The organism is Actinokineospora guangxiensis, assembly GCF_042657845.1.
Lineage (GTDB): Bacteria > Actinomycetota > Actinomycetes > Mycobacteriales > Pseudonocardiaceae > Actinokineospora > Actinokineospora guangxiensis.
In genome coordinates this window covers 66108-76251 of the sequence record NZ_JBHSKF010000016.1, presented here as the reverse complement: position 1 = coordinate 76251, position 10144 = coordinate 66108, and the positions used below count along the sequence as shown (strand labels likewise).

At 72.4% G+C, this 10144-nt stretch carries 10 protein-coding genes; 7 read left to right on the top strand and 3 right to left on the bottom strand.

Going from position 1 to position 10144, the window contains the following annotated elements:
- Positions 1–57 precede the first annotated feature (57 nt).
- Genes ACFPM7_RS25395 through ACFPM7_RS25365 form a run of 7 tightly spaced genes read left to right on the top strand, consistent with a single transcriptional unit; the run spans position 58 to position 7022 of the window.
- Positions 58–1308, top strand: coding sequence for a glycosyltransferase (locus ACFPM7_RS25395; RefSeq protein ID WP_378250288.1), 1251 nt, complete (start codon positions 58–60; stop codon positions 1306–1308).
- Entirely contained in the window at positions 1308–2147 is an 840-nt protein-coding gene (locus ACFPM7_RS25390; RefSeq protein ID WP_378250287.1) for a 3-hydroxyacyl-CoA dehydrogenase family protein, read from the top strand. Before ACFPM7_RS25395 ends, ACFPM7_RS25390 begins: the two co-directional genes overlap by 1 nt.
- Positions 2144–2410 carry an acyl carrier protein gene (locus ACFPM7_RS25385; RefSeq protein ID WP_378250286.1) on the top strand — a complete coding sequence of 89 codons (267 nt, stop codon included), beginning with the start codon at positions 2144–2146 and terminating at the stop codon, positions 2408–2410. The genes ACFPM7_RS25390 and ACFPM7_RS25385 overlap by 4 nt, the downstream gene beginning before the upstream one ends.
- Positions 2403–3527: an acyl-CoA dehydrogenase family protein gene (locus tag ACFPM7_RS25380; RefSeq protein ID WP_378250285.1), complete on the top strand. Its 1125-nt coding sequence runs from the start codon at positions 2403–2405 to the stop codon at positions 3525–3527. The genes ACFPM7_RS25385 and ACFPM7_RS25380 overlap by 8 nt, the downstream gene beginning before the upstream one ends.
- On the top strand, positions 3524–4600 hold the full coding sequence (locus ACFPM7_RS25375; protein WP_378250283.1) for an HAD-IIIC family phosphatase: 1077 nt from the start codon (positions 3524–3526) through the stop codon (positions 4598–4600). The genes ACFPM7_RS25380 and ACFPM7_RS25375 overlap by 4 nt, the downstream gene beginning before the upstream one ends.
- Positions 4601–4618: 18 nt before the next feature.
- Entirely contained in the window at positions 4619–5668 is a 1050-nt protein-coding gene (locus ACFPM7_RS25370; protein WP_378250282.1) for a DegT/DnrJ/EryC1/StrS family aminotransferase, read from the top strand.
- A 16-nt stretch (positions 5669–5684) separates the two neighbouring features.
- Positions 5685–7022: a glycosyltransferase gene (locus ACFPM7_RS25365; RefSeq protein WP_378250281.1), complete on the top strand. Its 1338-nt coding sequence runs from the start codon at positions 5685–5687 to the stop codon at positions 7020–7022.
- Positions 7023–7087: 65 nt separating this feature from the next.
- Here ACFPM7_RS25365 and rfbH read toward each other — a convergent pair whose 3' ends face one another.
- Genes rfbH through ACFPM7_RS25350 form a run of 3 tightly spaced genes read right to left on the bottom strand, consistent with a single transcriptional unit; the run spans position 7088 to position 10142 of the window.
- Positions 7088–8395, bottom strand: coding sequence for a lipopolysaccharide biosynthesis protein RfbH (gene rfbH / locus ACFPM7_RS25360; protein ID WP_378250280.1), 1308 nt, complete (start codon positions 8393–8395; stop codon positions 7088–7090).
- A complete protein-coding gene (locus ACFPM7_RS25355; RefSeq protein WP_378250279.1) occupies positions 8392–9375 on the bottom strand; it encodes an NAD-dependent epimerase/dehydratase family protein in 984 nt (327 codons plus the stop codon). The genes rfbH and ACFPM7_RS25355 overlap by 4 nt, the downstream gene beginning before the upstream one ends.
- A complete protein-coding gene (locus ACFPM7_RS25350; RefSeq protein WP_378250278.1) occupies positions 9375–10142 on the bottom strand; it encodes an ABC transporter permease in 768 nt (255 codons plus the stop codon). Before ACFPM7_RS25350 ends, ACFPM7_RS25355 begins: the two co-directional genes overlap by 1 nt.
- Positions 10143–10144 lie beyond the last annotated feature (2 nt).

Below are 10144 nucleotides of genomic sequence, written 5' to 3'. Positions count from 1 at the left end.
CCTGCGCTCCTATCGTCATCGGCCGTACCCCTCGCTCCCGGTCATGAGAAGGTGACGATGAACATCACCATGCTGACCTTCGGCACCCGAGGCGACGTGCAGCCGCTCGTCGCCCTGGGGCTGACGCTGCGGGCGCGCGGGCACTCGGTCGCCATCGGCACCGCGCCCGGGTTCGAGGGGCTGGTGACCGGCTCCGGCCTGGACTTCCGCGCGGTCGTGCCGCCGCCGGGCATGCGCGAGGACCTGTTCTCCCAGCCCAAGCTCAACGCCGCGGTGCGCAAGAGCCCCGGCTTCGTGCGCACCGTCCGGTCGGTGACCCCGCCGACCGACGAGGAGATCGTCGGCATGTTCACCGGCATGGCCGCCGCGACGGAGGACGCCGACCTGGTGGTCACCGCGCCCGTCACGCACATCGCCGGGTTCGTCGGCGACAAGCCGTGGTGCTCGGTGTCCTGGATCCCGGCGAACAAGACCCGCGAGTTCCCCGCCTACCAGGCCAAGCCGCGCCTCGGCGGCGGGTACAACCGGCTCACCCACCGCTTCTACGACACCTTCCAGTGGACCTCGGCGTGCTGGATGGCCAACAAGTACTTCAAGGCGACCGGCGGCCAGGCCATGGGCGGCAAGTCCCGCTTCGCCGAGATGGGCCGCGACCGGCCGATGCTGTACCCGTTCAGCGCCGCGGTCGTGCCCCCGCCCGCGGACTGGCCCGAGCGCGCCCACATCACCGGCTACTGGTTCTACGACCGTCCGGAGTGGACCCCCAGCCCGGAGCTGGCCGCGTTCACCGACGGCACCGCGCCGGTCCTGCTGACCCTCGGCAGCACCTGGCCCTTCCACGACGCCGACACCACCGTCGACCACGCGATCGCCGCCGCCCGCGCCGCGGGCAAGCCGCTGCTCATCGTCGGCGGACCCGACCGCGACTACCCCGACGACGTGCACCGCGCCACCGAGGTCGACTACGGCTGGCTGATGCCGCGCTGCTCGGCGGTGGTGCACCACGGCGGCTGCGGCACCGCGGGCGCGGCGCTGCGCGCCGGGGTCCCCCAGGTATCGATCCCGGCCGTGTTCGACAACCCGTTCTGGGCCACCCGCATGCACGCCCTCGGCGTCAGCGCGACACCGGTCCCGCTGACCAAGCTCACCCGCGAGGCCCTGACCTCCGCTGTCGCCGCCGCTGTCGGCGACGCGGGCATGCGCGAGCGCGCCGTGGCGACCGGCGCGCGCATGGCGGGCGAGAAGGGCCTGACCACAGCGGCCGACATCGTGGAGCACTGGCACGCCGAGTCCGCGGCGGCCGTCTGATGATCACCGTGTTCGGCGCGGGGACGATGGGCTCGGCCATCGCCGCGCTCGCCTGCGGCCACGGACTTCCCGTCACCCTGGTCGACACCGACCCGAACGCCGCCGAGGCCGGGATCGCCAGGGCCAGGACCGGCCTGCGGCACGGCGCCCTCATGGGCGCGTTCCCGCAGGGCGTCGAGCACGCCCCGATCACCGCGGCCCACTCCCCCGACGCCGCGGCGGGCGCGGAGATCGTCATCGAGGCGATCACCGAGGACACCGCCCGCAAGGCCAAGCTGCTCGCCGAGGTCGCCGCCGTCGCCCCGGGCGTCCCCCTGGTCACCAACACCTCCGGCATCCCGGTCGACGAGCTGGCCGACGCAGTGCCCGACCCATCATGGCTGGTCGGGGCCCACTTCATGAACCCGGCCTACCTGATCGCCCTCACCGAGGTCATCCGCGGCCCGCGCACCGGCGAGGCCGCCCTCGCGGCCATCACCGGGGTGCTGGAGCGCCTGGGCAGGCGGGCGATCGTGGTCAGCGACTCCCCCGGCTTCGTCACCAGCAGGCTGCTGCACCCGATGCTCAACGACGCCGCGCGCGTCGTGCAGGCGGGCACCGCGACCGCCGAGCAGGTGGACGAGCTGATGCGCGGCTGCCTCGGCCACCGCACCGGCCCCCTGGCCACCGCCGACCTGATCGGCCTGGACAACCTCGCCGACGCCCTCAGCGCACTCGCCGAGCGCACCGGCGACCCCCAGCACGCCCCGTGCGCGCTGCTACTGGAGAAGGTCGCCGCGGGCGACCACGGCCGCAAGACCGGACGCGGCTTCTTCGACTACCGAAAGGTGCTGTCGTGACAGCGAACGACACCGGCACGGACCGCGCCACCGCCGAGGCGATCGCGGAGTTCCTGGAGGGCAGGCTGGGCGCCGCGGTGCCGCACGACCAGGACCTCTTCGCCTCCGGCCTGGTCTCCTCGCTGTTCGCGATGGAGCTGGTCGTGCACCTGGAAGGGGTGTTCGGCATCGCGATCACCGGCTCGGACCTCAAACTCGACAACTTCCGCACGGTCGAGTCGATGACCGCGCTGGTCGACCGGCTGCGCGCCAGCGATGCCTGACCCACTGCCTGGCCCACTGCCTGGCCCACTGCCGGACATCCCCTTCGGCGCGGACGAGGCCGCGGCGTGGGACCTGGCGGGCGAGGTCCCGCTCGAGGTGCTGCGCGGGCTCGGCAAGTCCGGCCTGCTGTGCGCCGAGGTACCGGTCAAGCATGGCGGACTGGGCGAGAGCAGCGCCTGGACGGGAGAGTTCACCGCCCGGCTGGGCAGCGCGTGCAGTTCGGTGCGCAGCGTCCTGACCTCGCAGACCATCGCCGCGGGGATGATCGCGCGCCTCGGCAGTGCCGCCCAGCGCGCCGAGCTGCTGCCCAGGCTCGTCTCCGGCGACCTCGCCGCCGCCGCGTTCAGCGAACCGGACGCGGGCAGCGACCTCGGCGCCATCGCCACCGAGATCCGCCGTGAGGGCGAGGACGTCGTGCTCACCGGCCGCAAGTCCTGGACCACCGCGGCCCGCTACGCCGACCTGATCGTCGTCGTGGGCCGCGAGTCCGACGGCTCGGCCGCCGCCGTCGTGGTGCCGCGCACCGCGCCGGGGCTCACCATCACCCCGGTCGCCCACCCGTCCGGGTGCCGCGCCGCCGGGCATTCCGACCTCACCGTCGACGACGTCCGGCTGCCCGCAGACGCGGTGCTGGGCGGCGGCGGGCTCCCGCTACCGCTGCTGATCACCGCCGCGATCAGCCCGGGGCGGCTGTCGGTGGCCTGGGGCTGCGTCGGCATCCTGCGCGCGTGCCTGGACGCGGCCACCGCGCACGCCGCGCGCCGGGTCCAGTTCGGCAAGCCGCTGGCCCAGCACCAGCTCGTCGCCCGGCACCTGGCCGACCTGCTGGTCGCCGAGCGCTCCGCGACCCTGGCGTGCGAGGCCGCCAGCGCCAAGGTCGACGCCCGCGACCCCGGGCACGTCCTGGCGACCGTGCTGGCCAAGCAGCTCGCCGCCACCTCCGCCGCGCGCGCGTCCGCGACCGCGGTGCAGGTGCTGGGCTCGGCGGGTGCGCACGACGGCCACCCGGTCGCCCGCGCGCACCGCGACGCCAAGCTGATGGAGATCATCGAAGGCAGCTCGGAGATCTGCTCCCTGCTGCTCGCCGAGCACGCGCTCGCGGGAGGTGGCCGGTGAGCACCAGCACCGTCAAGTGCCTGGTCTGGGACCTGGACAACACGCTGTGGCGCGGAACGCTGCTGGAGGACGGCGAGGTCCACCTCACCGACGAGATCCGCGACGTCATCGCCGCGCTGGACAGCCGCGGCATCCTGCAGGCCGTGGCGAGCAAGAACGACCACGACCACGCGTGGGCGCGGCTGGAGGAGCTGGGCGTCGCCGAGTTCTTCGTCGCCGCCCGCATCTGCTGGGGCGCCAAGTCGGTGTCGGTGCGCGAGATCGCCGACGAGCTGGGCTTCGCGCACTCGGCCATCGCCTTCGTCGACGACCGCCCGGCCGAGCTGGCCGAGGTGGCCCACCACCTGCCGGACGTGCGCTGCTACGACGTCGAGGTCCTGCCGAGGCTGCTCGGACTGCCCGAGTTCAGCCCGGAGCACGTGACCGAGGACGCCCGGCGCAGGCGCTCCATGTACCAGGCGGGCGTGCGGCGCAAGAGCGCCCAGACCGAGCACGCCGGGCCGGACGCGGACTTCCTGCGCACGCTCGACATGCGCATGGAGATCCGCCGCGCCGAGCCGGAGGACCTGACCAGGGTCGCCGAGCTGACCGTGCGCACCAGCCAGATGAACGCGACCGGCGTGCACTACTCCGACGCCGACCTGCGCGCCCTGCTCACCGATCCCGACCACGAGGTGCTGGTCGCGACCATGTCCGACAAGTTCGGCCCGCACGGGGCGATCGGCGTGGTGCTGCTGTCCACATCCGAGCGGCGCTGGCACATCAAGCTGCTGGCGACCTCGTGCCGGGTGGTCTCCTACGGCGCGGGCGCGGCGATCCTCGGCTGGCTCAGCGACCAGGGCCACCGCGCAGACGTGCACCTGGTCGCCGACTTCAGGGCGACCGACCGCAACCGGATCATGGAGATCGCCTACCGGTTCAGCGGTTTCGACGACGAGCCGTGCCCGTGCGCGGCCGGTCTCCCGGACGCGCCCGGTGTGCGGCGCCTGCACCTGCGGCCAGGCCCCCGGCCCGCCCCCGACACCCTGCGGCTGACCGCGCCCGAGCTGGCCGCTCGGGCGGTGCGGCCCTGAGACGAAGCGAGGTCGCCCGTGGCCATCCAGGCATCCCGACCCGACGTGGGCGAGGCCGAGCTGCGCTACGTCACCGAAGCGGTGCGCAGCGGATGGCTGACCGCCGCCGGGCCGTTCGTGAAGCGCTTCGAGTCCGAGTTCGCCGCCTACACCGGCCAGGAGCACGGCGTCACCTGCGCGTCCGGGACGGCGGCGCTGCACCTGGCGCTGCGGGCGCTCGGGGTCGGCCCCGGCGACGAGGTCATCGTCCCGGAGTTCACCTTCGTCGCCTCGGCGTGGGCGGTGACCTACCTGGGCGCGACCCCGGTGTTCGTGGACGTCAAGGACGACCTGCTCATCGACCCCGGGCTGGTCGAAGCCGCCATCACCGAGCGCACCAAGGTGATCATGCCGGTGCACGTGCACGGCCGCCGCTGCGACATGGCCGCGATCATGCGCCTGGCCTTCGACTACGGCCTGCGGGTCGTGGAGGACTCCGCCGAGGCGCACGGCATCCCGGTCGTCGGCGACATCGGCTGTTTCTCCCTCTACGCCAACAAGATCATCACCGCCGGCGAGGGCGGGATCTGCGTGACCAGCGACCGCTGGCTCGCCGAGCAGATGAAGCACCTGCGCGGCATGGCGATCGGGCCCGCGCACGACTTCATGCACAAGAAGCTCGCCTACACCTACCGCATGACCAACCTCCAGGCCGCCGTCGCGCTCGGGCAGTTCGAGCGCATCGAGGAGTTCCTGGCCCAGCGCGCCGCGATCGCCGACCACTACGACAAGGGCCTGGCCGACATCGCCGAGATCACCCCGATGCCCGCCCGCGACGTGCTGTGGATGTACGACCTGCGCGCGGCCCGGCGCGAGGAACTGCGCGCCTTCCTCGCCGATGCGGAGATCGAGACGCGGCCGTTCTTCCCGCCGATGAGCCGCCAGCCCATGTACCTGGACCCGTCGTGGCCCGAGCTGAACGCCGCGCGCCTGGCCGCCGACGGGCTCTGCCTGCCGACCTACAACGGCATGACCCGCGCCGAGCAGGACCACGTCATCGAGCACGTCCGCCGCTTCCACGGCGCCTGACCCCGGAGGAGGACCTGTGACAGGGCCCATCATGTTCGCGGGGGCGCCGTACAGCGGCATGACCCCGATGATCGTCACCGCGGCCGAGATCGCCCGCCGCGGTCACGAGGTGCACTTCGTCGGCATCGAGCGCTACCGCGGCGAGTTCGACCACCACACCGCGGGCACCGGCGCCCAGTACATCTCCCTCGGCGCGGGAGAGTCCCCCGCCGACCCGGAGGGCTGGGACGACGCCACCTACTTCTCCTTCACCCAGCGCTCGCGCTGGAAGAGCGCGCTGGCGTTCATCACCCACAACCTCGACGTCGACCTGCAGATCGAGTGGTACAAGAAGCTCGACGCCGAGGTGGAGCGGGTCAAGCCCGCCCTGCTGGTGGTCGACTGCCTCTCCCAGCACGCCATCGACGTCGCCATGACGCGCGGCATCCCGTACGTCATCAAGGCGTGCCTGATGCCGAGCTTCGTGATGCAGCCCTGGTTGCCGCGCGGCTACCCGTGGCCCTACTCCGGCCTGCCCGCCGAGATGACCTTCGGCCAGCGCGTGGCGAACTCGTGGTTCAAGTTCCGCATGAAGACGGTGATGTTCCGCCCGAAGGTCTTCCCGCGCGCGGTCAAGTACGCCAAGGCCGTCCGCGAGCTGGGCATCAACGCCAAGTCGATGCAGCCCCGCGCCCGCATCGACAACGCGGCGCTGGTCATGTTCCACACGGTGCTGGACCTGGAGTACGACTTCCCCAAGCCCGACAACGTGGTCTCGGTCGGCTCGATCGCTCCCCCGCTGCCCGAGCTGCCCGACGAGAAGGACATCTCCTCGTGGCTCGACGCGCACGAGTCGGTGGTGTACCTGGCGTTCGGCACGATCAACCGGCTCTCCACCGAGAGCATCGGGCAGATGCTGCAAGCCGCGCGCAGGCTGGCGCCGCACGCCCTGCTGTGGAAGATCCCCAAGGACCAGTGGGAGAACCGGCCCGCCGGGGTGGAGGTGCCCGACAACGTCCGCGTCGAGCACTGGGTGCCCTCGCAGTTCGACGTGCTGGCCCACCCCAACGTCAAGGTGTTCTTCTGCCACGCGGGAAGCAACGGCATGCACGAGTGCCTGAACTTCGGCAAGCCGATGGTCTCGCGCCCGGGCTGGATCGACTGCCACGACATCGCCCACCGCATCGACGACGCCGGCATGGGCCTGACACTGGACGACGTCCACGAGGTGAAGGCCGATGACGTGGTGGACAAGCTCACCCGCGTCCTGGAGGACCCCTCCTTCACCGAGCGCGCGCAGCACTGGACGGCCAAGCAGCGCAACGCGGGCGGCGTCACCCGCGCCGCCGACCTGATCATCGAACTGGCGTCCTGACAGCCCGCGACGGCGATCGGCCCCCGCCCGGTGATCCGGGCGGGGGCCGATGTCGTTGGCAGCGGTTATCCGCGGTCGGCGACGAACTCGCGGATCGTGCGGCCCATGTAGGAGATCATCTCGTCGGTGACGCCGGGGTAGCAGCCGATCCAGAAGGTCTTGTCCACCACCCGGTCGCTGTTCTCCAGACCGCCGACCACCCGGTAGTCGACGTCCTGGTAGGCCGGGTGGCGGGTCAGGTTGCCGCTGAAGAGCAGCCGCGTGCGGATCTGCTGGGACTCCAGGTGCTGCTGGATGTCGTTGCGGGTGAAGGGCGCGTCGTCGGTCAGCGACAGGACGAAGCCGAACCAGCTGGGCTCGCTGCCCGGGGTGGCCTCCGGCATGACCAGGTGGCGGGTGCCGTCGAGCTCACCGCGCAGCCGCTCCCAGTTCTTGCGGCGGGCGTCGCCGAACTCGGTCACCCGCTCCAGCTGGCGCAGGCCGAGCGCGGCCTGCAGGTCGGTCGACTTCAGGTTGTAGCCGACGTGGGAGAAGGTGTACTTGTGGTCGTAGCCCTCCGGCAGGGTGCCCAGCTGCCAGCCGAAGCGCTTGTGGCAGCGGTCGTCCTCGCCGGGCTCGCACCAGCAGTCGCGGCCCCAGTCGCGGTAGGACTCCACCAGGTGGGCCAGCTGGAGGCTGTCGGTCAGGACGCAGCCGCCCTCGCCCATCGTGATGTGGTGGGCGGGGTAGAAGCTGACGGTGCTCAGGTGGCCGAACGTGCCGGTCAGCGCGCCCTTGTAGGTGGAGCCGACGGCGTCGCAGTTGTCCTCGATGAACCAGAGCCCGTGCTCCTCGGCCAGCGCGGCGATCTCCTCGGCCTCGAAGGGGTTGCCGAGGGCGTGGGCGATGATGATGGCGCGGGTCTTCGGGCCGATGGCGGCGGCCACGCGCTCGGCGGTGGTGTTGTAGGTGGCCATGTCGATGTCGACGAAGACCGGGACCATGCCGTTCTGGACGATCGGGTTGACCGTGGTCGGGAAGCCCGCGGCGACGGTGATCACCTCATCGCCCGGCCGGAGCCTGCGGTCGCCGAGGTCGGGGGCGCGCAGGGCGGAGAGGGCCAGCAGGTTCGCCGAGGAGCCGGAGTTGGTCAGGTGGGCCTTGCGCAGGTCGAAGTACTTGGCGAAGAGGCGCTCGAACTTCACCGAGTAGGTCCCGGAGGCGATGCGCATCTCCAGGGCGGCCTCGACCAGCGCGACCCGGTCCTCGGCGTCCAGCACCGCGCCCGAGGACAGGATCGGGGTGGTCCCGGGCGCGAACCCGGTCGTCGGGGCGCGCTCGGCGTCCAGCTTGCGCACCAGCGCCAGGATCTCGGCCTTCGTGGCGTCACTCATCGGCTTCCGCCTTCCGTGCGGGTGCTGGGTCGGGCGCCCAGGGGAATGGAACCCAGGGGACCGGCGCCCAGGGGATGTGCCACCGCGGCCCACACGGCGGCGAGGGTGCTGGGCAGCGGGGTGGTCGGGGCCCAGCCGAGCAGGTCGGCGGCGCGGCGGATGTCGGCGCGCTGCCAGGCGCCGTCCGCGCGGGTGGTCGCGGGCGCCTTGTCCACCCGGTGCGCGATGCCGGTGTGCTCGGCGAGCCCGCGCACCAGGTCCTCGGCCGTGGTGGCGACCCCGGAGCCGATGTTGACCAGGTGCCCGCCCGCCAGGTCGGCCTCGGCGGCGGCCACCACGGCCCCGGCGACATCACCGACGTCGACGTAGTCGCGGTAGGCGGGCGTCTCCAGCACCTGGAGCCGGGCGACGTCCCCGGCTCGGTGGGCGCGCAGCAGCTCGGCGGACACCCGGCCGAGCAGGCTCGCCGGGGAGACACCCGCGCCGATGGCGTTGAACACGCGCAGCACCACCACGTCGAGGCCGAGGTCGTCGGCGCTCTGCAGGACGCGGCGGGTGCTGGTCAGCTTGGTCCTGGCGTAGCTGCTAGAGGCCGCGACCGGGGAATCCTCGTGCAGCGCGGCGGGCGGGTCGACCGGCGCGTACTCCAGGGACGAGCCCAGGTGCACCAGCCGCGCCCCGCGCCCGGCGAGCGCGACCAGCAGCCGGGTCGGGAAGTCGACGTTGGCCGAGGCCTGCGCCCCCGCCGACGGCGCCCAGATCTCCCCCACCGCGTTGACCACCGCGTCAGGGCGCAGCTCGGCGAAGATCCCGGCCAGGCTCTCGCGCACGGGCTCGCTCAGGCCGACCGCGTCGGCCACGCCCGGTGGCACGAGGTACGGCCTGCGGGTGACCACGGTGACGTGGTGCCCGGCGGCCTGCAGGGCGGTCACCACGTGCGTCCCGAGGAACCCGGTCCCGCCCAGCACCACCGCGCGCATCAGGCGTTCTCCCGCTGGAACGAGCGGACGCCGAACCACAGCGCCACGACGGCCAGGCCGAGCAGGGCGAGCCCGCCCGTGGCCATCTCCGACAGCGCGAAGTCGCCGCGGAAGCCCGCCCGCCCGGTGTCGACGATGTGGGTGAACGGGTTCACCGACGACGCCGTGACCAGCCAGTCGGGCGCGAGGCCGCGGGTGATCGGGATGAGGATGCCGGAGAGCAGCAGCAGCGGCAGCAGCACGGTGTTGAGCAGTCCCAGGAACGCGTCCTCGTTGCCCAGCCGCAGCGCCAGCCCCTGCGAGATCGAGGCCAGTGCCACGGCCATCAGCGCGGCGATCACCAGGACCAGCGCCACTCCGGCGGCGGGCACGCGCAGGTCGAAGACCAGCACCGCCAGCAAGATGATCAGCACGGCCTGCACGACGGTGTGGGTGGCGTTGGTCAGCACCTTGCCCAGCAGCAGCGCCACCCGGCTCGCCGGCGTGACGCGCAGCCGCTCGACCACTCCGCCCTTGAGGTCGGCCAGCAGTCCGAACCCGGTGAAGGAGCTGCTGAACAGCGCGAGCTGCACGATCAGCGCCGGGGTGAACACCACCCACGCGCCGCCCGGCGGGAAGCCGGGCAGGTTCGCCGCGATCTGCTCGGTGAGCGGGCCGAACAGCAGCAGGTACAGCACCGGCTGCATCAGCCCGATGACGATCCAGGCCGGTGTCCGCAGCGACGGCACCAGCTCCATGCGGTACAGCAGTCCGATGTCGCGCAGCACGG